At 43.8% G+C, this 23,466-nt stretch carries 23 protein-coding genes and 1 tRNA gene; 8 read left to right on the top strand and 16 right to left on the bottom strand.

All coding sequences use genetic code 11. The features are described 5' to 3' along the window. Positions 1–83 precede the first annotated feature (83 nt). Together bioD and ACH0AB_RS06225 are read right to left on the bottom strand one after the other, a co-directional pair. The gene (bioD, locus tag ACH0AB_RS06220) at positions 84–785 is read right to left on the bottom strand and encodes a dethiobiotin synthase (protein WP_406877603.1); all 702 of its coding nucleotides are present in this window, start codon (positions 783–785) and stop codon (positions 84–86) included. Continuing rightward, positions 785–907 carry a hypothetical protein gene (locus ACH0AB_RS06225; RefSeq protein ID WP_257619932.1) on the bottom strand — a complete coding sequence of 41 codons (123 nt, stop codon included), beginning with the start codon at positions 905–907 and terminating at the stop codon, positions 785–787. Before ACH0AB_RS06225 ends, bioD begins: the two co-directional genes overlap by 1 nt. 134 nt (positions 908–1,041) lie before the next feature. Between ACH0AB_RS06225 and ACH0AB_RS06230 the strand changes: the two genes are divergently transcribed. Next, the gene (locus ACH0AB_RS06230) at positions 1,042–2,010 is read left to right on the top strand and encodes a ketopantoate reductase family protein (RefSeq protein WP_406877604.1); all 969 of its coding nucleotides are present in this window, start codon (positions 1,042–1,044) and stop codon (positions 2,008–2,010) included. A 130-nt stretch (positions 2,011–2,140) separates the two neighbouring features. Here ACH0AB_RS06230 and ACH0AB_RS06235 read toward each other — a convergent pair whose 3' ends face one another. Then, positions 2,141–2,779 carry a glutathione S-transferase family protein gene (locus tag ACH0AB_RS06235; protein WP_278931969.1) on the bottom strand — a complete coding sequence of 213 codons (639 nt, stop codon included), beginning with the start codon at positions 2,777–2,779 and terminating at the stop codon, positions 2,141–2,143. Between the two features lie 155 nt (positions 2,780–2,934). Continuing rightward, a complete protein-coding gene (locus ACH0AB_RS06240; protein WP_406877606.1) occupies positions 2,935–4,911 on the bottom strand; it encodes an oleate hydratase in 1,977 nt (658 codons plus the stop codon). Between the two features lie 457 nt (positions 4,912–5,368). On the opposite strand from ACH0AB_RS06240, the gene ACH0AB_RS06245 reads away from it, so the two are divergent. The 3 genes from ACH0AB_RS06245 (at position 5,369) to ACH0AB_RS06255 (ending at position 8,085) form a co-directional block, all read left to right on the top strand. Further along, complete coding sequence (locus tag ACH0AB_RS06245) at positions 5,369–5,665, top strand: Trp family transcriptional regulator (RefSeq protein WP_282842295.1); 297 nt, start codon at positions 5,369–5,371, stop codon at positions 5,663–5,665. A gap of 256 nt (positions 5,666–5,921) precedes the next feature. After that, a complete protein-coding gene (locus ACH0AB_RS06250) occupies positions 5,922–7,334 on the top strand; it encodes an anthranilate synthase component I family protein (protein ID WP_406877607.1) in 1,413 nt (470 codons plus the stop codon). A 109-nt stretch (positions 7,335–7,443) separates the two neighbouring features. Next, the gene (locus tag ACH0AB_RS06255) at positions 7,444–8,085 is read left to right on the top strand and encodes an anthranilate synthase component II (RefSeq protein ID WP_406877608.1); all 642 of its coding nucleotides are present in this window, start codon (positions 7,444–7,446) and stop codon (positions 8,083–8,085) included. A gap of 1 nt (position 8,086) precedes the next feature. On the opposite strand, the gene ACH0AB_RS06260 is transcribed toward ACH0AB_RS06255, so the two are convergent. Together ACH0AB_RS06260 and speC are read right to left on the bottom strand one after the other, a co-directional pair. Beyond that, positions 8,087–8,599, bottom strand: coding sequence for a hypothetical protein (locus ACH0AB_RS06260; RefSeq protein ID WP_406877609.1), 513 nt, complete (start codon positions 8,597–8,599; stop codon positions 8,087–8,089). A 193-nt stretch (positions 8,600–8,792) separates the two neighbouring features. After that, positions 8,793–10,952: an ornithine decarboxylase gene (gene speC / locus ACH0AB_RS06265; protein ID WP_406877610.1), complete on the bottom strand. Its 2,160-nt coding sequence runs from the start codon at positions 10,950–10,952 to the stop codon at positions 8,793–8,795. Between the two features lie 223 nt (positions 10,953–11,175). On the opposite strand from speC, the gene ACH0AB_RS06270 reads away from it, so the two are divergent. The 3 genes from ACH0AB_RS06270 (at position 11,176) to ACH0AB_RS06280 (ending at position 11,900) form a co-directional block, all read left to right on the top strand. Then, positions 11,176–11,364, top strand: coding sequence for a hypothetical protein (locus ACH0AB_RS06270; protein ID WP_007116099.1), 189 nt, complete (start codon positions 11,176–11,178; stop codon positions 11,362–11,364). Between the two features lie 26 nt (positions 11,365–11,390). Continuing rightward, entirely contained in the window at positions 11,391–11,576 is a 186-nt protein-coding gene (locus ACH0AB_RS06275; protein WP_406877611.1) for a hypothetical protein, read from the top strand. Positions 11,577–11,824: 248 nt separating this feature from the next. Further along, a tRNA-Glu gene (locus ACH0AB_RS06280) sits at positions 11,825–11,900 on the top strand. Positions 11,901–12,069: 169 nt separating this feature from the next. Here the strand turns inward: ACH0AB_RS06280 and ACH0AB_RS06285 are convergent. From ACH0AB_RS06285 to copM, 6 genes are all read right to left on the bottom strand, one after another. Continuing rightward, positions 12,070–12,915, bottom strand: coding sequence for an IspD/TarI family cytidylyltransferase (locus ACH0AB_RS06285; RefSeq protein ID WP_406877612.1), 846 nt, complete (start codon positions 12,913–12,915; stop codon positions 12,070–12,072). Between the two features lie 76 nt (positions 12,916–12,991). Next, positions 12,992–13,342, bottom strand: a complete 351-nt coding sequence (locus ACH0AB_RS06290) for a septum formation initiator family protein (protein ID WP_099833501.1) — start codon at positions 13,340–13,342, stop codon at positions 12,992–12,994. Between the two features lie 160 nt (positions 13,343–13,502). Then, on the bottom strand, positions 13,503–14,828 hold the full coding sequence (gene eno, locus ACH0AB_RS06295) for a phosphopyruvate hydratase (protein ID WP_314233526.1): 1,326 nt from the start codon (positions 14,826–14,828) through the stop codon (positions 13,503–13,505). A 179-nt stretch (positions 14,829–15,007) separates the two neighbouring features. Continuing rightward, positions 15,008–17,302: a heavy metal translocating P-type ATPase gene (locus ACH0AB_RS06300; protein ID WP_406877613.1), complete on the bottom strand. Its 2,295-nt coding sequence runs from the start codon at positions 17,300–17,302 to the stop codon at positions 15,008–15,010. A 39-nt stretch (positions 17,303–17,341) separates the two neighbouring features. Then, positions 17,342–17,554: a heavy-metal-associated domain-containing protein gene (locus ACH0AB_RS06305; protein WP_406877614.1), complete on the bottom strand. Its 213-nt coding sequence runs from the start codon at positions 17,552–17,554 to the stop codon at positions 17,342–17,344. A 44-nt stretch (positions 17,555–17,598) separates the two neighbouring features. After that, on the bottom strand, positions 17,599–18,327 hold the full coding sequence (gene copM, locus ACH0AB_RS06310) for a CopM family metallochaperone (RefSeq protein ID WP_406877615.1): 729 nt from the start codon (positions 18,325–18,327) through the stop codon (positions 17,599–17,601). 108 nt (positions 18,328–18,435) lie between these two features. On the opposite strand from copM, the gene ACH0AB_RS06315 reads away from it, so the two are divergent. After that, positions 18,436–18,888 (top strand): MerR family DNA-binding protein, encoded by a 453-nt coding sequence (locus ACH0AB_RS06315; RefSeq protein WP_406877616.1) that lies wholly within the window; start codon positions 18,436–18,438, stop codon positions 18,886–18,888. A 9-nt stretch (positions 18,889–18,897) separates the two neighbouring features. Here the strand turns inward: ACH0AB_RS06315 and ACH0AB_RS06320 are convergent, their stop codons facing one another. The 4 genes from ACH0AB_RS06320 to ACH0AB_RS06335 all read right to left on the bottom strand — a co-directional run bounded on the left by ACH0AB_RS06320 (position 18,898) and on the right by ACH0AB_RS06335 (position 23,194). Next, on the bottom strand, positions 18,898–19,191 hold the full coding sequence (locus ACH0AB_RS06320; protein WP_135888454.1) for a heavy-metal-associated domain-containing protein: 294 nt from the start codon (positions 19,189–19,191) through the stop codon (positions 18,898–18,900). Between the two features lie 151 nt (positions 19,192–19,342). Further along, on the bottom strand, positions 19,343–20,206 hold the full coding sequence (kdsA, locus tag ACH0AB_RS06325) for a 3-deoxy-8-phosphooctulonate synthase (RefSeq protein ID WP_007116110.1): 864 nt from the start codon (positions 20,204–20,206) through the stop codon (positions 19,343–19,345). A 123-nt stretch (positions 20,207–20,329) separates the two neighbouring features. After that, on the bottom strand, positions 20,330–21,958 hold the full coding sequence (locus ACH0AB_RS06330; RefSeq protein WP_406877617.1) for a CTP synthase: 1,629 nt from the start codon (positions 21,956–21,958) through the stop codon (positions 20,330–20,332). Positions 21,959–22,105: 147 nt separating this feature from the next. Then, entirely contained in the window at positions 22,106–23,194 is a 1,089-nt protein-coding gene (locus ACH0AB_RS06335; protein WP_406877619.1) for a porin, read from the bottom strand. Between the last annotated feature and the right edge of the window lie 272 nt (positions 23,195–23,466).

Raw genomic sequence — 23,466 nt, forward strand, 5'->3', positions numbered from 1 at the left:
TTTTAAGGCTTTTGATTTACTGTTTCATTATGTCAATTATGGCTGGGTATAGTGAGCATACTTTTTAGACCACAGCCAAAAATTTAATGGGTTAAAACGCCTTGTTTGACCATCAAGGGTGGCGAGTTTTGATACCTACTAGACTGGCGTAAAATTTGCTGACTTAACCAGTCAATTTGCGCATCGACAAACGGCGTGTCGGTCTGTAATTGGTTAAAAATAACCAAAGCGACTTTTAGCCCTGCTTGCCAAATGGCTTGTAGGGTTAGCATGGCGTGATTAAGGCTGCCAAGCTTGATACCGACGACCAGGATGACAGGGCATTTGAGCGCGGCTGCCACATCAGCAAGCGTTTCTTGCTCATTAATAGGGGTAAACCAGCCGCCTGCCCCTTCAACTAAAATCACATCGGCAGGATAGGCTGCGATGGACTTATGGATGGTATCGACTAATTGGGTTTTGGTGAGTGTCACGTTATCAAGCTGCGCGGCGATATGCGGTGAGCAAGGCGTCGCTAGCTGGATAGGCGCAATGACAGACAGCGGTGGTTTGACATTGGCAAATTGATTGATGCGCCTTGCATCATCGCTATATGTTTGCCCGTTGTCATCGGTTTCCATGCCTGCCGTAACGGGCTTGATAGCATATACACTTTTGCCTTTTTCAGCTATATTCTTGACCAGTTGCGCGGTGGTGGTGGTTTTACCGATTTCTGTGTCGGTACCTGTGACAAAATATGCGCCGTTTAGTGAAGATGCAGCATCGTTAACATTAGATAAATTCATTATTTCTTACTTGCTTTATGGTTAATGGTTTGGGTGGTTTTTTGAGCTGATTGGGTAATTTTTTCAATTTTTTGCTCAAACGCTGGCATTAGTTCTTGCAAAGTTTGTTGCTGATTTTTCATAAGCAGTCTATAAACAACCCATGAACACAGCCATTTTTAATAATTTCATTGTGATTCCTTTTTTAAAATACGTGCAAAAATCTGCTAAACTTTATCACAACTCTAATCAATGTCGCAAAATAACAGGAAAAAAGATGAACGATTCACCGATTATTGCCATTGTTGGATTTGGCTCATTAGGGGCGTTATTTGCAAGTTTATTAGCCCCGAATATGCCTTTTGAAAACTTGCGTATCGTCGCCGATACTGACCGTGTCAACCGCTACCAACAGCAAGGTTTATTGGTGAATGGCGAACCATTACCACTCAACTATGTCATACCAAATGAAAGCCCTCCTTCAGACCTAAGTCCTGCCGACTTGGTCATCGTCTGTACCAAGTTTTATCAACTCAATGACGTATTGCCCTTGATTGAAAGTCAACTTGGCGACAATACACTGATTGTTTCTGCCCTCAACGGTATCGCCAGCGAAAAAGTGTTGGCAAACGCCTTTGGTGATGAGCGCATTGTGTATTGTGTGGCGCAGCAAATGGACGCCATGAAAAATGAACCGCATGAAAAAAATGGGAAAAATGGTAGCCAACTGATTTATCGCGATCATGGACAATTGGTCATTGGCGCGATGACAACTGATAGCGCTGAACGCGCACGCGTGCAACAAGTCGATGCCCTCTTTAATCAAGTCAATTTCCCGCACTCAGTGAGCGATGACATGCCGCGCCAGCTGTGGGGCAAGTTGATGTTAAATACCGGCGTCAATCAAACCGTGGCATTGTATCAAGGCACCTTTGATACTGTGCAACAAGCGGGTGAGGCGCGCGAGATGTTCAAAGCCGCCATGCGAGAAGTGATGGCAGTGGCACACGCTGAAGGCGTAACCTTAACTAAGGAAGATTTCAAAAAATGGTTGGCAATTATGGATGCGCTGGATCCTAAAGGCATGCCATCGATGCGACAGGATTTAAAAGCAGGGCGACGCTGTGAGCTTGATTTGTTTGCAGGGACGATTCGCGAATTGGGTGATAAGCATGGCATTGACACGCCGGTCAATGACATCCTATATGATGGTATCATTGCATTAATGACAAACAATCAGTCGTGATGACAACCCTAGCGCTATTGAAAATAAGTAGGCATAAAAGCAGTGAATGGAAACGGTGGATAAAAGCAATGAATAACCACTACAAATAAAAAAAGGGCATCTACCTTGCCCTTTTTTATCTCAACAACCATTATTTTTTACCAAAACGCTCACTCATTTGCGCATAAAAACGTGCCACATGGTCACCCACTACACTGGCATCTTTGGGATTAAACTTCATCACTCGCCCAAAATCCAAGCCAACATACAACACGATATCAGCGAAGGTGAGTCTATCACCGAGCAAGTATTTATGACTCGATAATAGCTTGTCAAAGTACGGCAATGCTTTTTTGACACGGTTGATGCTCTCTTCTGCCATACCAGGCACTTGGTTGCCCACCGAAGCGCGAGATGGATGCCCATGCTGGAAAGCCAGCATCATGTTATACAGCACATGAAACTCCGCATTGCGTGACATCGCGGTAATTTTGGCGCGCTGTATAGGGTCTGAGCCCATCACTTGCTTACCATTCCCTGCAAGTCGACTATCAAGGTATTCACAAATGGCATGTGAATCGTTAAGCACAGTGCCATCATCAAGCACTAATACAGGCAACAGCCCCAGTGGATTTACCGCCAAAAACTCTGGCGAGTTTTGCTCATTTTTTCCAATATCCACGTTGATGACTTGTAAATTATGAATATCATTGATATCAAGCTCTTTGACTTTTAATAATAAGTCGACCTTGCGAGGATTTGGCGGGGCATTCATGGTATATAGTTTCATCACTTGTTCCTTATGATGTGTGATTTTAGCTTTAATATACTTGAAACCACCGTTTTACGAAATAGGGTTTTTAAGGGCAAAGGAAATTTCGCTGATAAAAAATCCCCCTAGCGGCAGGAGGATTTTTCAGTTTGAGAACAAATGTTTATCAAAGCTTATTTTTTATCCTGCGCTTTTTGCTCATCTTTATGGCCTTCTTTATGCCAAAAGGCTTTGACTACTTCAAATTGCTCGGCAAGCGTCTGCATCAAGGAGCTGTCTTTGTGCGCTTTTTTGGCGAGGGGTGGCAAGATGTGCTCATAATAGGTATTGGCGAGCACTCGGCGCAGTAAGCCTTCGCCGATGAAGCCTTGGTCATCGTTGAGTGTACTGGCAGAGCGGAGCATGTTGCGAATGTCGTATTGGGTTGGCACGATATCAGGCACCTGCTTATTACAATCTGTTAGGGTGTACACCGCGACCCGCGCCGAGCGTACTGAAGTTTCAACGGTGAACACCACATCGTTGTTGGTCTCAACAAATTGACCGATGAGACCTAAATTGGTGCAGCCTTCGGGTACGATTTGTGGACGGTCGCCTTTGGCACGTGGCATAAACATCGAAGTGATATAAGGCATATAGGCGGTGTTAGCGATGGTGTTGGCTAAAATATCATCTTTTTGCTCGAGCAAATCTAGGTGATATAGTAGCTCCGTTACAATTTCATGCCCGGTACATTCTGGCATGGTTTTTGGCACATAGTTGCCTTTTTTGTCCATCAACAGCCCATACACCCATATCACCACCACGTCTTTGGGTTGGTCAGGAAATTGCGGTTGGCGGTTGATAGTAAAGCTCATAAGCCAGTTGGAATCAGTGATGGTAACAATACCGCCTGTGACTGTTTTGCCTGATAGCGGCGGATTGACAGAATATTTTTCGCTGATTTTGCGTAAAAACGCCGAGTCTTTGCAAGTTAAGGTTGCTGACATCCAGGCAGATTTGGGTACATGACGGTTAAATTTCTCTGGACGACCAAACACAGCGGATTGTTTGGCAAGGTCATTCCATAGTACCCAGCCTTTCGTTTTTCCCATTTCATCATCAGTTAGATGGATATCAGGCGCAGTGTCACTGGTGCCATAGCGCGTATCTTCCGTCATTGACCCTGTGGTAATAATCACAAAATCATTGTCCCGTACAGGGATATGGACTTGTTGACCTTGTTGGGTTGTTGTCAGCCCTTTAACGATTTTTTTGTCGCCTTGCTGCTCAAAATCTACCGCTGTCACTAACGTGTCACTTTGTAGTTTGACGCCTTTATTGATTAAAAATTTTTGCGCAGGTACCACAAAGCTGTCATATTGGTTGTATTTAGAAAATAACAGGGTCGACATATCTTTGATACCATCTAAGGCTTCCAAAAACCGGTGCATATAAAGCTTGCACTCAAGTAAGCTGTGCCAGTTTTCAAAAGCAAACATACTACGCCATAGCGTCCAAAAATTACTGTCCAAAAAACTCTGGCTAAAGTAATCTTCAATGGTGAGATTATCGAGTTCGTCTTGATTTTTTAGTAATAAGCGGACGATGGCAAGTTGGTCGGCTTTGTTGAGATTAAACTTGTGAAAATCTTTGATGTCACCTTTGTTATGAATCAACCGTGCTTTGGAATAGTTGGGGTCATTGTCATTGATCAGGCGGTATTCATCAAGCACTGAATAAGGCTCTGGTAACTCTAGCGCCGGTATATCTTGGAACATATCCCAAAAATTCTCATAGGTGGTAATCATCTCACGACCGCCGCGCATGATATAACCGTCTTTGGCATTACCAGCGCCATCGAGTGAGCCGCCTTGCACCGCTAATTCTTCTAAAAAGGTAATATTCTCGCCTGGGATATGGGCATCTCGGATAAAATAATACGCCGCTGCCAACCCGCCAATACCGCCGCCGACAATATAGACTTTACTGTCTTTAAAACGTCCGGTATCAAAACCGATATTACGCTGATAGTTACCTCGGGCATCGCTAAACGGCATCGAATTGCCAGGTTGATTAGATTGATAATCCGCCCGCTGTGGCTGGTGATCGATCTCTTTAAAAACCATATTTTTCAAAAATTCACTGTTGTTCTTAGGGTTGGTTGTCATAATGAAGTGCCTTATTTTGAATAAGATTAGTATTGAATATCATTAGCGTTAATTAACTTTTAAATCGCGCTGCTACCCTTTGACATTGACCGTAACTGCGCATTCTTAATTGCCCATTAAGACTGCTACACAACAACCAAAGATAAAGGCGTGGTTATAAAAATTATGATTGATAGTCATTATTTATAATTAATAAACTCACTTAGCTTTTTAACTAAGCAATTTTATTATAACCACATTATAGAACCTCGCTAAAGCAACTTTGTGTCGACTAAGCTTTGATTAAATATTCAGTTATTTGCGCTTTTGTAATCAAAAGTAACCAGTCGTCGCACCTATTCAGTTTTCTAAAGGGATAAAAATCGATTGAGTTCACTGGCTAAACTTCGTAAAATGTATCACTATACTAGAACACTGAAATGCTTTACTTGTTATCTTTTACTCAAAAAAACCTACTATGCCGCATACTTCGCCATCATCCCTATCCGCCTATGATTATTTGGTTGAGCTATTGAGCCAAACCGATGATAGTGACTTTATCCGCGAAATTTTGGCAGCGCTACTGACTGAAAAAGAACAAAAAGAAATCGCCAATCGTATTCAAATTTTTGCCTTGTTTCAGCAAGCGCTACCACAACGCGAAATTGCGGAGCGCTTGGGGGTGGGCATTGCAACCGTATCACGGGGCGCCAAAGCATATGGTCAACACGATATCAACCAATTATTGCCAAATCTGAGTCATTTGAACCTATAAATTTGTGATAATGGCTTCAAGCGTAAATAAGCCCCTCACAGTAGCATACATACTTTAGGGTGATTAGAAGGACGATGAAAATCAGCGTGAAAATAACTGGCATGCCATAAAAGAGTTGCAAGCAGGGGTTAATCTGATTACAATGTATCATCATACTAGAACACTGAAACATTAATTAAAATTTATGATAGGGTAAATTTAAGCCGCTATAAATTTAAGATACGGTAAATTTAAGACACTATAAATCTAAGACACCATGATGACTACACACGCCAAACCGCCCAAAATCGCCCTTGCCAGCAAACCAAGCCTGATTAAACTTGCACAAGACATTGATTTTTTTGAACTCTTTAAACGCATCGAAGCCAAATACGCTACTTGTTTTTTACTGGAATCGTTGGGCGAAGAAAGCTATATCTCACGTCATCATGCCATCGGCTTTGACCCTGCGATGACAGTGTTGGCAAAAGATCGCCATACCTTGACTATCACCAACAATCGTACGGGGGAAAGCACGGATTATACCTGTGACAATCCTTACCAACTACTGCGCGAAATCACCCCACAACATGTGATTTCACGTAGCCATACCGGCGGATTGGTCGGTTTTCTGGGATTTGATAGTGTCAATTTTTTTGAGCCGACCCTGAATATTCAAACCAGTGATGATTTCGAGCCGTTCAAATTCGGGGTGTACTTAGATGGGTTAAGCCTTGATAAGATGACCGGTGAAATTTTTTATTATTATTACGATACCGACCACCAAAGCAATCGTATTGACGAAATCAAGTCATTATTGAATGCTATTTCGCCTAACTATACGCAGCCCACTGCTGAGCATTTGGGCGATGGGATGAACCGCGAGCAACATGCGGTAGCGGTGATGAAAGTCAAAGAAGACATTAAAGCTGGGCTGATTTTTCAGTGTGAAGTGGGTTTCAAATCGCATTATCGCATCCAAGGCGATACTATGCCAATTTATAGTAAACTGCGCGAAGTCAACCCGTCACCGCATATGTACTATGTCAAATTTGGCGCCCAAAAAATCATCGGCGCATCGCCTGAGTTGTTGTTCCGATTGCGCAATGGTGAGATGGAGACCTTCCCACTGGCGGGCACCACCAAGCGCGGCAAGGATGAGACCGAAGATCGCCAATTAGCGCGCGCCTTGCTCAATGACCCCAAAGAAATCGCCGAACATAATATGTTGGTGGACTTACATCGTAATGATATCGGGCGGGTGGCACGCTTTGGGACGGTAAAAGTGCGTAACTTAATGGATATCAAGCGCTTTTCACATGTCCAGCATATCTCCAGTGAAATCGTCGGTATTCTTGACCCTAATCATGATATGTTCACCGCGCTTGCCAGTAATTTTCCCGCAGGCACGCTATCGGGCGCACCCAAAATTGAAGCGATGAAAATTATAAATACGCTAGAGCCCGATGGTCGCGGCGCTTACGGTGGCGCACTCGGTCAGTTTTGTTTTAATGGGGATTGTATTTTTGCTATTCCGATTCGCTCGCTGTTTATCAATGGCGAAAAAGCGTATGCGCAAACTTGCGGCGGCAATGTATATGACTCCAATCCTGAAGATGAGTATGAAGAAATTGTGCGAAAACTGTCTGCGATGAAAGTTGTACTGTCCAATTTTGCGCCAGTGCAGTAAAGTCTGCTCCATCATGACGATACGCCAACTAGATACGTATGATAGCGATGTATATCAGCAGTATTTTAAACGTTTAGAATAACCGCCAAACCTATTTTTAGAGTTGACTATGCAAGTGTTAATTATTGATAACTACGATTCTTTTACCTTTAACCTATACCAATATATTGGTGAAATCCTATCCTCTGAATATCCAGGTGCTTTTCAGGTCACGGTCAAACGCAACAACGAAATCACGCTAGATGACGTCAAAGCGATGAATCCTGACCGTATCATCATCTCACCAGGTCCTGGCTCGCCCGATGACCCTGCGTATTTTGGTGTGTGTGGGGACGTCATTACTGAGCTTGGCAAAACCATACCTCTATTAGGCGTTTGTCTCGGCATGCAGGGCATTGCGCATTTTTTTGGTGGTCAAGTGGTGCGAGCCAATGTGCCCATGCATGGCAAGACGTCACCGATTCGCCACGATGGTCAAGGCGTGTATCGAGGTTTGCCCCAGCAGCTTGACATCATGCGTTATCATTCACTGATGGTCGACGCCGCCTCACTCCCCGATTGCTTGGTAGTGACCAGCGTGGTATCTAGTGAGCAACATAGTGATAAAAACCTCAAAGATGCCAGTCTAGCAGGCGATGAAATCATGGGCATTCGCCATCGTGACTATCCGATTCAAGGGGTGCAATATCACCCAGAATCCTTCGCCACCGAAGGGGCGAAAACCTTGCTAAAAAACTTTTTGTTAGGGTAATTTACAACATCAACAAAATCACCGACAACACCGCCCCAACGGCAACAAACGCCAAACCACGTTTAAAGATTTTTGAACTTGGGGCAAATAAAAAGAAACTCGATAGCACAAAAAACAATAAACTCATGCCAAACAATACATTGAGCCCACCCATACTACCTTTAGAGGGCGCTTTATGAAAATTCACCATTTTATCTAATACCACGGGCAGTTTTTTGCTGGTATAAGTCACCTCACCGGTTTTAACATTGTACTGTCCATCTTTAAAAACCTGTATATCGCCCTGCTGCTCCCTAAAATCGATGTTTTTCATTTTTAGGGTTTTGGCTAAATTTTTCTCATCAAGATTGGTTGCCACGACTTGCTTGACAGTTTTTGAAGATTTTAAAAAATCCGTGTCGCGAAATACCAGCAACATGCCACTTAGCGAATAGACCAGCATAATGCCAACCATAAAGAATCCAACATAGCGGTGCCCAAGCCTCATGTAGATACGAAAATCTTTCATTGTCATTGTTTGACTGCCTCTTAAAAAATTGAGCCGTCATTATCCAATAATAGATTGATAATGTAAATAATAATGATTATCATTTAATTAAATAACATCGTACCTATCTACACAGACCAATTTTTGCGCCATTGGTTACTGCTGCAAACGCACCAAATGTAGACTTCACCGAGAAAGCCTATGAATCAAAAACCGTCAATCAAATTTGGTAAGGCTGTTTTAACACATAGGCATAGGCAATCTTTTTACCTTGGTCATCATATTCCCAGTACACGCCCTGCACTTCTGGCTCAAAGCCTGGCAAGCGATTAACCCCTTCTTGCAGTGCCAAAAAGTAGTCCAACACTGCCCCATCCCACACTTCGCCAGGTACAATACAGTACACCCCTGGTGGATACGGTAGCGCCCCTTCCATCGCCACCCGTCCGCGAATTTCTGTTAGCGCAACCAGCTCAACCTCATTACGGATAAAGGCATTATGGGCATCAAATGCGCTTATAGCAACCTTGGGACGATGTTCGCGCTCAAACATTTGTTTTTGTCGTTTGTTCAACTGATGCTTGGCATAGAAGTTATGCATGAGCTGGCAAAGTTCATTGATGGTCAGTTTGCGGTACTGCGGGTATGCCTTAGCCAGTGTCGGTAACACTTGGGTGACGCGGCTGTTTTCGCGAATGTGCTTTTCAAAACTGACGATACGGGCGACCAAGTGCTGGAATTTTGCCAAAGTTTCGGCAGGCGTCAGTAAGAATAAAATCGAGTTTAAATCGGCTTTTTCTGGAATGACCGAGCTTTCACGCAGATAATGCGCCAAAATTGCGGCAGGAATCCCTGTCGCTTCATACTCGCCCGTTTGCATATCAATGCCTGGCGTGGTCAGTAGCAATTTACAGGGGTCGATAAAGTATTGGTCATCGGCATAATGCTGAAAATCATGCCAACGCGCGCCTGCCTCAAAGCGGAAGAAACGAATATCATGGGCAATGGTTTCGGTATCGTAGTCTTGCCAAGCTTGCCCATCTACTGTAGGCGGAACAAACGGCAAAATCATGGTACAAGTGTCTAGCAGCATTTTACGAGCTTCGATACCACCGATGACACACTCGTGCCACATGCGCTGACCGGCTTTACCTTCATGCATTTTGGCATTGACATCAAGTGAGGCAAACAACGGGTAAAACGGCGAGGTCGACACGTGCATCATAAACGAGTTGTTAAAACGTTTATGATTGACATAACGGGCTTGCCCGCTGATATGGTTATCTTTTTTATGGATTTGTGAGGCTTGCGAAAAGCCCGCTTGTTGCTTGTGTACCGATTGGGTCACCAAAATTCCTGGATCATTTTCACCCAGCTCAAGTAGCAATGGCGAGCAATCACGCATCATCGGGATAAACTGCTCATAACCCACCCAAGCACTGTCAAACAAAATATAGTCACATAGATGCCCGATGCGATCCACCACTTGGCGGGCGTTATAAATAGTGCCATCATACGTGCCCAGCTGAATTACCGCCAAGCGAAATGGGCGGGCATCATCGGCTTTATCGGGCGCAACTTCACGAATACGCGCGCGTATTTCGGCTTCCTCAAAACAATGGCCAGGAATGCCGCCAATCAAACCATAAGCATTGCGGTCGGTCTCTAAATACACAGGCGTACCACCTGCCATGGTTAAGGCGCCTTGGTACACAGATTTGTGATTGTTACGGTCAAACAGCACCAAATCACCATGCGCCACTAAGGCACCAATCGCAATTTTATTGGAAGAGGAAGTGCCATTGAGCACAAAATAGGTTTTATCCGCATTAAACACTTTCGCCGCATGCGCTTGTGCCTCAAAAGCTGGGCCTTCATGAATTAGCAAATCGCCGAGACGGACATCGGCATTACAGGAGTCGGCACGAAATAGTGTTTCACCAAAGTATAAATAAAAGCGTCTGCCCGAAGGATGCTTACGAAAAAACTGTCCGCCTTGGTGCCCAGGACAGTCAAACGCCGCATTGCCATAGTCGGTATAGTCCATCAAGGCTTGGAAAAAAGGCGGATCGAGCGTGGCGATATAATCCGCCGCCGCCGCATTGACCAATTGTCCGTTATAAAACTTTTGATCATCTGCCAGCTCTAGCACACCATATACATTGGGTAGCCATTCATCAGGCACTACATCACCATATTCAATCGCCACAAATATCGGAATAGCAAAACCCAAATCTTCAATATCTTGATACACACGCGGCAAATCTGTCATCGTGACCACAATTGCTGCAATATTGGTATAGTCGGTCGATTCAATATCGATGGTACGATAATTAAGATTTAGGGCGTATTCGATGCCATCACTGATGACTACTTTCATAATTATTTTCCTTGCTGCAACCGTGTCAGTTGCCAAAGCGTTTTTTAGACAATTATCTTAACGTAAAAATATGAAAAAGTGAAAAAAAGTGCTTTTGTAGACGCTTATTACAGTGTTTGAAAATAGCCAGTAACATCGCTACCACACATCATTACGTGAATGACGTAAAATAGCTGTTAAGACCTGTTACACTAATGCTAACAATAATAAAAAGGACTCTTTCATGGGCGTAGATAACAGTATTTGGACTACTATTATTATGTATATGATTGCTGCCGTAATCTTAGGCATATTAACATATTTATGGCTAACGTTCCGACTCAAGAAAAAACAGCGCGATGATGCGATTCGTAATCAAACAATGGGAGCTAATCAAAGTATTGATAGCCAGCGCATCGATAATCAGCGTTAACTTAGATTGTCTTACAAGGATCAAGTATGCAAGTAGATAGTCAAATCTGGATGACCATTTTAGGTTTTATCAGTTTATCGATTGTGATTAGCATCGTAACCCATTTTTGGATTCGCTATCACTTAAAAAATAAAGCCGCTAATCTGCCGCCGCAATCTCATACGACGCGTGCTCATACAACATCTGAGTCGCATCAAAACAATCACTCATAAGCACGGTGTGAAATTTTTAGACAACACTTTTTAGAAAACACTGTAATTAAGCGCATTAGCCAGCTAATGCGCTTGTCATGCCGCTCTATCAACTATCATCGGTCACCGTATGATGGGCTAATTGTTAAAAATATAAAAAAATACATAAAAAACAGTTGACGGAAAAAATAAAAATATATATTATACGCTCCACTTCGACATTAACGGTGAAAGCGGTCGAGGTCGCGCTATAAACTAAGCGTGCTAGTGTCCCCATCGTCTAGAGGCCTAGGACATCGCCCTTTCACGGCGGTAACCGGGGTTCGAATCCCCGTGGGGACGCCAATCTTTTTTAGTGTTAACGCTAAAAAATACAGTTAAAAAGCCATGCTAATTTAGTATGGCTTTTTTGTTTTTGTGGCTTTAGAAATTCTCTTTGCCTTTTTTTACTTATGCAGTTCTCTTCTTATGCGGTTTTTAGCGGTAACCTCAATTTGTTGACAAGCCATTTTTGCTAAGGTTTTGCCAGATACACCTGCCCAAATTGCAAATCCTCTGGAAAAGTCAGTTTGATATTGCTATGACTGCCTTCCACCAATAACGGCTGTTTGCCAAAATGCTCAAATAAACTGGCTTCATCAGTAAACGCAATCGTTTGCTCAATGGCTTGGGTTAGATAATCATACAGTGTTGCCAATGGGAAAATCTGCGGGGTTTGTGCTAGCCACAATTGACTGCGATCAAGCGTTTTTTGTGCCAATACTTTGTCTTGTGAATGGATGATGTGTTTGACCGTATCACGCACCGGTACTGCTAATAAGCCACCCGCCGACTCTTGCCATTGCTTTTGCTGTGACTGTTGAGGCGACTGTTGCAAAAATTGCTGCGTGGTCTGTGTGATCAATTTTTCTATATCGCTCGGATTGACACAAGGACGCGCAGCATCATGAATTAACACCCAATGATTATCATACGCATGATGACTGTCCTTATTACTGAAGGATTTATCATTAAAGACTTTGTCATTGAACGGATTTTGATATTGTTGCCAAATCGTTTGCACGGCGTTAAACACCGAATTCATCCGCTCTTTACCACCTATCACCCACTCTATTGGCATGCTAAAGTTAAGTGTTTTGGCAATCGTATCTTCTTCAGAAATTACCAAATAGCAAGTGCTTAGCTGCTGGACTTTGCTTAGCGCCGCTATGCTGTGTTGTAGCACCGTCTGACTGCCAATATGGGTGTACTGTTTTGGCATCTGATTACCAAAGCGTTTGCCAACGCCTGCAGCGACGACCACGGTGTCAATCGTAAAGTTGTTAGATAAATTGGCAGGTATTGCGTTAAGTTCTGACATGGCGTCTTTTCAACAATAAAGTAAACAGTTGACAGTAAAAATTGAGACAAATATAACTTTGGCAGTTCTTATGCTTTTATGGGTGAGACGTGGCGGTATTGTGGGCATTCGGTGTGACCATATCGGTACTATACACACTGCTAGCAGTCGACATTTGCACAAAAGTTTCACCTTGTTTGATTAAACCTAAATCGGAGCGAGCATGTTCTTCCACTGCTTCAAGTCCGTTTTTTAAGTCTTTAACATCGGCAAGCAATACCTCATTGGCTTTTTGCTGATCCGTATTGATGGATTGCTGTTCGCTGATTTGTTTATTTAATGCTGCCAAATCGCCACGACCATTGGTGCCAAACCAATACTGGTATTGTAGACATACCAACACAATCACCGCAAAAATAATCATAAACAGTTGACGCAAATAAGTCATGACAGCACTCAATAATAAAAACTTTTGGCATAAAAAAACCTTACCCCACGCATTGTAGCAAATTCAATGTCATGGGTTAAGGTTTTTATCACTTCAATGCTTTATCAAGCTCTAAAATTTAAGCTTTTGGATTTAAGCTTTTGGTGCTGAGCTTTTAAAGTTAGGCTTTTGGGTTGCGTAAACCGATAAACTCGTCAGCACCGTGGTAGCTTGCGGTGACCATCTGCTCGATACGAAGCAATTGGTTATATTTGGCAACACGGTCAGAACGGCACAGTGAGCCTGTTTTGATTTGACCTGCAGCTGTCCCCACGGCTAAGTCAGCGATGGTGCTGTCTTCAGTCTCACCTGAGCGGTGTGAGATGACGGTGGCATAGCCGTTTTTCTTCGCTAGATAGATGGCATCTAAAGTTTCTGATAAAGTACCGATTTGGTTGAATTTAATCAAAATCGCATTGGCAATGTGTTTGTCGATACCTTCTTGTAGGATTTTTGGGTTGGTGACAAACAAATCGTCACCCACGAGCTGTACTTTGTCGCCCAATTTTTGCGTTAAGTACGCCCAGCCATCCCAATCGCTTTCATCCAGACCATCTTCAATCGAGATAATTGGGTATTGGTTCACAAGACTGGCTAAATAATCCGCAAAACCTTCTGAACTAAAGGCTTTATTGCCTTCGCCTTCAAGTACGTATTGACCATTTTTGTAAAACTCTGATGAGGCACAATCAAGCGCTAAGTAAATGTCTTTACCTGCGGTATACCCTGCTTGCTCAATCGCTTGCATGATGACAGTAATCGCTTCTTCGTTTGAGCGTAAGTTTGGTGCAAAACCACCTTCATCACCGACGGCGGTATTTAAGCCTTGTTTTTTTAGCACAGATTTTAGGCTGTGGAACACTTCTGTACCCGCACGCAACGCTTCACTGAAGCTGGTAAAATTAACAGGCTCAATCATAAACTCTTGGATATCAACAGTGTTGTCCGCGTGGGCACCGCCATTTAGGATGTTCATCATCGGCACCGGCATCGATAGTGATGTTTGCCCACGTAGGTTGGCAATGTACTGGTGAAGTGGCAGTTTTTGTGATTGTGCGGCGGCACGGGCTGCTGCTAAAGATACTGCTAAGGTCGCATTGGCGCCCAATTTTTCTTTGTTTTCTGTACCATCAAGCGCTAATAATTTGTTGTCAATGTCTTGTTGTTTTGATACGTCCATATCAACCAGTGATGAACGAATTTCGCGGTTGACGTTGGCAACGGCTTTTTTGACCCCTTTACCCAGATAGCGTGATGCGTCACCATCACGCAGCTCAAGCGCTTCACGTGAACCTGTCGATGCCCCCGATGGTGCTGCTGCACGACCGATAGTACCATCCGCTAAAATCACATCGGCTTCAATGGTTGGGTTGCCGCGTGAGTCCAAAATTTCGCGGGCAATGATATCTTTGATTTGGTTATTGGTGGTGGTTTCTTCAGCGTACATGGTATTTTCCTTGGCTGTCACAATCAACAATGGGATTGTTAAAATACAAATGGGGTGGGATTATCATAGCATATTTTAACAGGTTTTAGCAGCTTATCACTATCGCCCGTAGGTCATGCATAGTCATACTTAGCCAAGTAAAATCAGCCTCAATAGGTTGTCAAAATAACCATAAGCCGTTAGGAAGTAACCTTCATGCGGGTGAGTCGCAAGGCATTGAGTAGTACAGAAATCGAGCTCAGCGCCATCGCCGCTGCCGCAATCATCGGATTGAGTAGCCCAAACGCCGCTAACGGTATACCAAGGCAATTATAGATAAACGCAAAAAATAGGTTTTGCTTGATATTACGCAGGGTTGCGCGGGCAATTGTGACCGCATAATCGACATGTTTGAGCGACTCGCCCATTAGCCTTGCCGTCGCAATGTGTTTGGCAATATCGGTTGCGCCTTCTACCGCAAAACTTACGGTCGCTGTTGCCATCGCGGGGGCATCATTCACCCCATCGCCCACCATTGCTACTTTTTTACCTTGTTGTTGTAGGCTATCAATTTTTTGCGCTTTATCACGGGGTGACAGCTCACCAAAGGCTTGGTTTGCTTTGACTTGTTGGGCGATAAAGTCAACTACCGACTGCTTGTCACCACTCATCACTATCACATCTAGATGATGGGCTTGCAGCGACGCAATCACCTTAACACTGTCTGGTTTGAGCTCATCGGCTAGCGCAAAGGCTGCCACAGGGGTGTCATTGATACTTACCGCCACTTGACTGGCAATCTGCCAAACAGGATTGGCTTGGATAATCGCTGCAGGCAACTGAAGATTGGCAAAACTTGGCGTGCCGATTTTCACCCGCCCAATCGTGGCTACCTGTGCCTGTATCCCCTGCCCGAGCACTGTTTCCACATGGCTTATGGTAAATGCCGCTGGATTTTGAGGCTTATCAGTCTGTTTATTGTAGGATTCAGCATAGTTCACTAGCGTGGTCGCAAGCGGGTGGTTCGCATGACGCTCGACACTGGCAACAAGCTGCAGCAGCGCTGCTTTGTCTAGGTTAAACAGTTTTAGATTGTCATCTATCAGGTATACTGCAGATAATTGGGGTTTACCTTGGGTGATGGTGCCTGTCTTATCCAGTACTACCGTATCAATTGCACCTGCCGCTTCTAAGGCTTGCGCATCTTTAAACCAAACCCCTGAGCGTGCTGCCACACCCATGCCCGCCATGATGGCTGCCGGCGTCGCCAATCCCAATGCACAGGGGCAAGCAATCACTAACACCGACACCGCACGCATGAGTGCCGTGTCAAACGCGCCTAAGAACCAATAATTGGCAAAAAAAGTCAACAAAGCGATGGCAACCACCACCGGCACAAAGATACCTGCGACTCTATCTGCGAGACGGGCGATGTGAGCTTTACTGCCTTGCGCGTCGTTGAGCGCTTGTATCATATCGCCAAGCCGTGTTTGGCTACCTTTGGCGGTGATTTGGTATTCAAAGCTACCGTTTTCTACCATGGCACCTGCCAGCACCGTACTACCAATATGTTTAGACAGGGGCACTGATTCACCCGTTAAATGGCTCTCATCACACCAGCCTTCGCCAGCGGTGACAATGCCATCCGTGGCAATGCGAGTACCTGCTTTAGCACGTAAAATTTGACCAGCAGTGACTTGCTCAAGGGGCAGGATTTGCCACTGCGCATCTTGGCTTTGCGGATTGGGGTTTTTAACTTCCACTTGCTCAGGGGTGAGCGCTAATAGCAAATTGATGCTATTTAGGCTGTGTTTTTTGGTACGGGCTTCTAGGTATTTCCCCATTTTGACAAAGGCAATTACCATCACGCTGGCTTCAAAATACACATGGGGCATGCTATGCGCCATCCCATCATGCCCCATGTGCGCTGTGGTTTGCAGATAGCTCAACCAACTATAGGTCGAATACGCCCAAATTGTCAGTGTGCCAAGCACCACCAGCACATCCATATTGGCAAGACCGCCTTTGATACTCGCCCACGCGCTTTTGTAAAACGCCATCGACAAGCCAAACTGTACGATAGTCGCCAACACAAATTGTAGCCATAGCGGCGGCATCAGTGCGTGACTGCCTATCATCATGCCCGCCATGCCAATCAAAAAAGGCAGCAAGCAAATCCAAACCGCAATCAAGGTGTAGGGCGCTATTTGCTCATGGGCTTCATGCGCAAATAGCGCGTTTTGCGGCTGTACTTTTGCCTCATAGCCTGTCTTTTTCACCCATTCTACGATCTGCTCGGCGTTGGTTTGTGAGGCATCAAACTGCACCTGCGCTACTTCATTGGCATAATTGACATCGGCTTGCACGATTGCAGGCTTTTTATTGAGCACTTTTTCGATGCGGCTAGCACAGGCTTGACAAGTCATGCCATCGATATCAAGAATGATTTGCTCGGTATGGACGTTGTCTGACGCGTGGATCGATTGGGTAGTCATGATAGTGTCTGTCTTGTATGGTGTCTTTGTGTGGCGTCTTTATATTACGTCAAAACCAGCGTCTTCAATCGCTTCTTTAAGCGCGCTTTGTTGTACTTGGCTGTCATCAAAGCTGATGGTTGCGCTGTTATGGTCAAGGCTGACATCGACAGATTGCACCCCTGCCAATTGATTGAGGGCATTGGTTACGCTTTTGACGCAGCCGCCACAAGTCATGCCTTGGATATTTAAGGTGATGGTTTGGGTTGTCATACTACGCTCCTTTTTTAGGTGGTTTTAGGTGGCTATTTTTTTAATTAATGGGCTTGTTTGCTAAGCCAATCTTGCATTTGTTTGATTTCTGGCGTTTGCGCTTGTTTAATCTGCTTGGCGAGTGCTAGCATCGCTGGATTTTTACCATAGGTTTGCTCTATCGTTGCCATATCAATTGCGCCTTGGTGATGCGGTATCATACCCTTGGCAAAGGCAATATCAGGATTGGCGTCCATAGTCCCTTGCATCATGGCATCGTGGTTGCTCATGTCTTTTTGCTGATAGGCTTGCGTTATTTCTTTGGCATTGCTCGCCGCTACCTCACTTGATTCGTTTTTATCTAACCAGTTTTGCATGACGCTGATTTCACTTTGCTGGGCATCGACGATTTTTTGCGCAAGGGCTCTCATCTCGGCATCTTTGCCATATTGCAGCTCCACTTTTGCCATCGCAATTGCGCCTTCATGATGCGGTATCATGCCTTTAGCAAATCCCACATCGGCATTCTTAGCTTGCACCCCTTCTGACATGGCTTGGTGCATTTTATTCATGATATCCATATAAGCCATGATATGCGGCGGCTGTGATTGTGACTGCGTATCTGCTGCCGAAGCCATATGATGCATTGACTGCGCTTGGGTCATACTCGCATGGGTACTCATTGAATCGGTACTTGATGCCGTCGTTGCAGTTTGGCTAGTGTCATTTTTTGTACAAGCCGTCATACCTAGCGCCAATGCCACCAGCCATGGCAAACCCATGATGTTATTCATATTCATATCCTTCAGGTTGCTTTTTTTACGTTCTTTGAAAAAAAAGATTGATTTATCACACTGTGGTATTACTATAAACCTTAACATTAGGTCAAGGTCAAGCAAAAAATGAATATTAATGAAGTCGCTAAATTGACTGAATTATCGCCCAGACAAATTCGTGAGTATGAAAAACTCGGTTTATTACAGACCATCCAGCGCACGGACAGTGGTTACCGTATTTTTAGCGATACCCAATTACAGCGTCTAAAATTTATCAAACATGCCCGTGATGTGGATTTTTCGTTAGCGCAGATTGAAGCGTTATTGGCTCTACAAGACAACAAGCAGCGTAGCAATGCCAAAGTCAAAGCATTAACGCGCAATCACATCGATGAACTAAACGATAAAATACAGCGATTACAATCAATGAAAGCCACCCTGCAAGGATGGCACGATAATTGTTTGGGAGATGGCTCGCCTACCTGTAGCATTTTAGAGGGCTTGCAAGATGGCGTACAAGATGGCGTACAAGATGGTTCAGTGACCAAGCACGCTTGCCACATCGAGCGTAGCCACTGAACAAGCGATTTAGGAAAGTCTACCATCTTTTGCCAAATCACCCGCTAAAGTGCGATTGTTGGCAGGGTTGGCAGGTGCTTCAATCGGGAAAGGCTCGGTAATATAGTCGACATTGGTCAGCGCAGCTTTGAAGGCAAAAACTGACGTCTGGGTATCATCAAAGCTTACAATCACGCGATGATTTTCAGGCTCAAGATGTACTGCCTGCACCCCGCCGATGGTGGTTAAAGCTTTCATGACTTCCTCATAGCCTGCTGGGTCATTAATACCTTTTAAATCATACGCGACTGTTTGAATTGCCATGGTTATTCCTGTATTTATACTATGGGTGATAAAATATTGTTATATTCCTATAACCTAGCACTATAACATAGCCAAAAAAAAGCCTCGTTATCGATTGATAGCATTTTAATAACGAGGCGTTGCAAATTTGTGTTAAAAATTTGAGTAAAAATTAATGAGTATCTAATACCTCAAACCCTTTGACTAAGGTATCAAGCTGTTTTAACTGGGCTAAAAATGGCTCAAGCTGGCTCAACCGCAGCGCACAAGGGCCATCGCATTTGGCAACATCAGGATTTGGATGCGCTTCCAAAAATAACCCTGCCAATCCTGTTGCCATGCCAGCGCGTGCTAACGTAGTAATCTGTTCTCGGCGACCGCCTGCACTGTCTGCTCTTGCCCCTGGCTGCTGCAAGCTATGGGTCACATCAAAAAACACGGGAACCTGCATTTTTTTCATAGTGTCAAAGCCAAGCATATCGACAACAAGATTGTTATAACCAAACGCACTGCCACGCTCGCACAAGATGATTTTATCATTACCGGCTTCAAGGCATTTATTGATGATATGCTTCATCTCATGGGGTGCCAAAAACTGTGCTTTTTTGACATTAATAATCGCACCGGTTTTTGCCATCGCTGCTACCAAGTCGGTTTGTCGGCTCAAAAACGCGGGCAACTGGATAATATCCGCCACTGCTGCCACAGGCTCAGCTTGGTACGGCTCGTGTACGTCAGTGATAATGGGCACATTGAACGCTTTTTTGATATCGCTTAGCCAGTCGATACCTTTTTCCAGACCTGGACCACGAAATGAATACAAGCTTGAGCGATTGGCTTTATCAAAACTTGCCTTAAACACATAGCCGATATTTAAGCGCTTACAGATGTCAATATAACTTTCAGCAATTTCAAATGCCAAATCTTTGCTTTCTAGTACATTCATGCCGCCAAACAGCACAAACGGTTGATCATTGCCGATGGTGATATCATTGAGCTGAATATGGGATTGTGGTGTCGGTAAGTTAGTGGTCATAGGGCTCTCAGTATGTTGTTAAAGTTGTTATTGATTATCACTATAGCATAATTGGCTAGATACGAAGCTGGCTAAAAACAAAAAACCACCTGTAACAGATGGTTTTCTTATGCGCCATAAATACTATTTTTTGGTTTGTTTCGCCGCTGCAACAAAGCTATTGAACAATGGATGACCACCGCGTGGCTGGCTGGTAAATTCTGGATGGAATTGTACCGCGATATACCAAGGGTGATTGGCAATTTCTACTGACTCGACCAAATGCTGTTTGGCTGAATAACCAGAAATTTTCATACCAGCATTTTCCAGCTGTTCGATATAGCGACCATTCATTTCATAACGGTGACGATGGCGCTCAGTAATCACAGGGCTGCCATAGATTTGGCGCAGTTTGCTGTCTTCCACAAGCTCGGCTTTTTGAGCACCCAAACGCATGGTACCGCCCAAATCTGAGGCGTCACTACGCACTTGTAGTTCACCTTTTTCATCAAACCATTCTGTAATCAAACCAATCAATGGCGCTTTGGTTTTTTTATCAAACTCTGTTGAGTTGGCGTCAAGACCTAATACATTGCGCGCAAACTCAATGACGGCTAATTGCATACCCAAACAAATCCCCAAATAAGGCACATTGTTTTCGCGGGCATAGCGAATCGCTTTCATTTTACCCAGAGTGCCGCGCTCACCGAATCCGCCAGGAACAAGCACGGCATCGGCAGATTTAATATGCTCAAACAGGCTGTCATCGTTTTCAAGTTTTTCGGCATCCACATAGTCAATATTGACTTTGACATTATTTGCCACGCCCGCATGTAGCAAGGCTTCATTGATTGACTTATAGGCATCAGGCAGTTCGACGTATTTACCCACCATCGCCACAGTGACGGTTTCTTGGGTATTTAACAACGCTTGGGTAAACTGGTGCCAATCACTCAAGTCCGCCTCTGGGGTATCTAACCCAAAGCGTTCACAAATCAAATCATCTAAATGTTGGGCATGCAGGATACTTGGAATTTGATAAATGGATTTGGCATCTGGACAAAGGATAACGGCACGTTGCTCAACATTGGTAAACGATGCAATTTTTAGGCGATTATCATCGCTAATCGCGTGTTCACTACGGCAAATTAGCACATCAGGCTGCAAGCCAATGCTGCGTAATTCTTTGACTGAGTGCTGGGTTGGTTTGGTTTTGCTCTCGCCTGCACTCGCGATATAAGGCACGAGGGTTAAATGCATCAGCATCGCATTGTTGCGACCGAGTTCAACTTGCATTTGACGCACCGCTTCCATGAATGGCAAGCTTTCAATATCACCGACAGTACCACCGATTTCAATCATCGCAATATCGTAGCCTTCTCCGCTGGCACGAATACGCGCTTTGATTTCATCAGTAATATGCGGAATGACCTGTACCGTACCGCCCAAATAATCACCGCGACGTTCTTTCTCAATCACTGCCGAATAAATACGCCCACTGGTAAAGTTGTTGCGTTGCGTCATTTTTGAGTGGCGCAAAAAACGCTCGTAATAACCCAAATCAAGGTCAGTCTCTGCGCCATCTTCGGTAACAAATACTTCACCATGCTGAAACGGGCTCATTGTACCTGGATCAATATTGATATAAGGGTCCATTTTGGTCATGGTGACTTTCAGACCACGTGCCTCAAGAATCGCGGCTACCGATGCAGCGGTGATACCTTTGCCAAGTGAAGAAACGACACCGCCAGTTACAAAGATGAATTTTGTCATGTTATCTATTTCGCTCGTTGGTAAAAAAGAATTTTACTCGAAAATGCCTAGGTTTAGCAAAAAATTATTTTTATCAATAAATCGCGCACTCATAAAAAAATCCACTCATCGCTGAGTGGATTTTTTGATAGCAAATTCTAGTAAATATTAGAATTTGTATTCTAAACCTGCACCTAGACCAAAACCACTTGCATCTAGATCAAAACCATCTTCGCTAGCTTCAATTTTGCTGTAACCAGTATATAGGTGACCAGTTGTTGCAGCATTAAAACCATATTTACCACCAACTACAAAACGTGAACCATCTAAGCCATCAAGACCACTCATGTTTTTTACCATATCGCCTTGTGCGTAAGCTTTCCATTTTGTAGCAGGAATTGCGTATGAGCCGCTTAGAGTAAATAAGTTCTCATTTTTATCTTCATCTAAATCTGTAACTTGATATAGTGCGCCTAATGTAGTAGCAGCATTTACATCAAATGCTCCACTTACGCGCGCAGTGCTGAAGTCGCTAGATTTGATATAAGTAGCACCTGCACGGAAAGGTTGGTTAGTTGGCTCATATTTTAAGCCTGCACCGAATGCTTCTGATTCAGTCGCTAAATCAGTTGAATTTTTTTCTTCCATAACATACATGCCCATGAACTGAAGACCATTGTATGATGGAGAGAAGTAAGCAAGGGCATTGTTAGCGCGATTACCGTCCCAATATGCCAAGCCTAATTTTACTGTCTCGCCTTCGTCAACACCTAAAATATCTGCTGTTTCTTCATCAGCAGCTTCGACGCTGAAACCTGTGCTATAGGTGTCATATAGACTTACAGTTTGACCTGCGTAATTGATATTATCATCGATTGCAGACAAACGACCAGCAACTAAAGTACCATATTGTTTGTTTGATAGACCAATATAAGTATCGCGTGAACGGAAGTTTCGACCTTGGTCCGCATCAACATCAATACCATATTCTAATTGATACACTAGGTCAGTATTGGCTGTTAATGCTTCCGCACCTTTAAAACCGATACGTGAACCTGTAAGATTACTTGAACCTGTAGAATTTAGTTGAGTGGTACTATAATCTTCATCGATTAATTTATTACCATCTTTCTTTACTGTTAAGTTACCATCAACATAGTCAGTAGTTAATAGAACGTTACCGTAAACTGTTGGAGCAGCATTGGCAGCAGAAACTGAAAGTGCAGCGACGGCTGTGGCTAAAAGTAATTTTTTCATAGGTCATCTCTATCAGTAAAAACAAATTTTAGATAACTGGTGACTTGTCAGCACCACTACCTCTCCGAATAACCAAAGCAAGAAAACTATTACTTTGGCTCATATTAATAGCGTCAACTATTAATTGTATAAATCTAGCAATAAAGTTTGAATATATTTACAATTTATTCTTACTAATTACTAAAATCATACTTCTAAATACTAGGATAACAATTTTGAAATATTTTGCAATAGTTTTTACACTTTTTATATCAATTGTGATTTATTTTTAA

The sequence above is a fragment of the Moraxella sp. 179-F 1C4 NHS genome (assembly GCF_045370505.1).
Lineage (GTDB): Bacteria > Pseudomonadota > Gammaproteobacteria > Pseudomonadales > Moraxellaceae > Faucicola > Faucicola tetraodonis.

Coding starts and splice junctions, on each gene's coding strand:
- ACH0AB_RS06300 (WP_406877613.1), bottom strand. CDS start 17,302: ATGACTACCCAATCGATCCACGCGTCAGACAACGTCCATACCGAGCAA.
- ACH0AB_RS06260 (WP_406877609.1), bottom strand. CDS start 8,599: ATGACAATGAAAGATTTTCGTATCTACATGAGGCTTGGGCACCGCTAT.
- ACH0AB_RS06240 (WP_406877606.1), bottom strand. CDS start 4,911: ATGACAACCAACCCTAAGAACAACAGTGAATTTTTGAAAAATATGGTT.
- ACH0AB_RS06225 (WP_257619932.1), bottom strand. CDS start 907: ATGAAAAATCAGCAACAAACTTTGCAAGAACTAATGCCAGCGTTTGAG.
- eno (WP_314233526.1), bottom strand. CDS start 14,828: ATGTACGCTGAAGAAACCACCACCAATAACCAAATCAAAGATATCATT.
- ACH0AB_RS06285 (WP_406877612.1), bottom strand. CDS start 12,915: ATGTCAGAACTTAACGCAATACCTGCCAATTTATCTAACAACTTTACG.
- kdsA (WP_007116110.1), bottom strand. CDS start 20,206: ATGACCACTAACTTACCGACACCACAATCCCATATTCAGCTCAATGAT.
- ACH0AB_RS06320 (WP_135888454.1), bottom strand. CDS start 19,191: ATGGCAATTCAAACAGTCGCGTATGATTTAAAAGGTATTAATGACCCA.
- ACH0AB_RS06315 (WP_406877616.1), top strand. CDS start 18,436: ATGAATATTAATGAAGTCGCTAAATTGACTGAATTATCGCCCAGACAA.
- ACH0AB_RS06230 (WP_406877604.1), top strand. CDS start 1,042: ATGAACGATTCACCGATTATTGCCATTGTTGGATTTGGCTCATTAGGG.
- copM (WP_406877615.1), bottom strand. CDS start 18,327: ATGAATAACATCATGGGTTTGCCATGGCTGGTGGCATTGGCGCTAGGT.
- ACH0AB_RS06330 (WP_406877617.1), bottom strand. CDS start 21,958: ATGACAAAATTCATCTTTGTAACTGGCGGTGTCGTTTCTTCACTTGGC.
- ACH0AB_RS06290 (WP_099833501.1), bottom strand. CDS start 13,342: ATGACTTATTTGCGTCAACTGTTTATGATTATTTTTGCGGTGATTGTG.
- ACH0AB_RS06335 (WP_406877619.1), bottom strand. CDS start 23,194: ATGAAAAAATTACTTTTAGCCACAGCCGTCGCTGCACTTTCAGTTTCT.
- ACH0AB_RS06250 (WP_406877607.1), top strand. CDS start 5,922: ATGATGACTACACACGCCAAACCGCCCAAAATCGCCCTTGCCAGCAAA.
- bioD (WP_406877603.1), bottom strand. CDS start 785: ATGAATTTATCTAATGTTAACGATGCTGCATCTTCACTAAACGGCGCA.
- ACH0AB_RS06245 (WP_282842295.1), top strand. CDS start 5,369: ATGCCGCATACTTCGCCATCATCCCTATCCGCCTATGATTATTTGGTT.
- ACH0AB_RS06270 (WP_007116099.1), top strand. CDS start 11,176: ATGGGCGTAGATAACAGTATTTGGACTACTATTATTATGTATATGATT.
- ACH0AB_RS06235 (WP_278931969.1), bottom strand. CDS start 2,779: ATGAAACTATATACCATGAATGCCCCGCCAAATCCTCGCAAGGTCGAC.
- ACH0AB_RS06255 (WP_406877608.1), top strand. CDS start 7,444: ATGCAAGTGTTAATTATTGATAACTACGATTCTTTTACCTTTAACCTA.
- ACH0AB_RS06305 (WP_406877614.1), bottom strand. CDS start 17,554: ATGACAACCCAAACCATCACCTTAAATATCCAAGGCATGACTTGTGGC.
- ACH0AB_RS06275 (WP_406877611.1), top strand. CDS start 11,391: ATGCAAGTAGATAGTCAAATCTGGATGACCATTTTAGGTTTTATCAGT.
- speC (WP_406877610.1), bottom strand. CDS start 10,952: ATGAAAGTAGTCATCAGTGATGGCATCGAATACGCCCTAAATCTTAAT.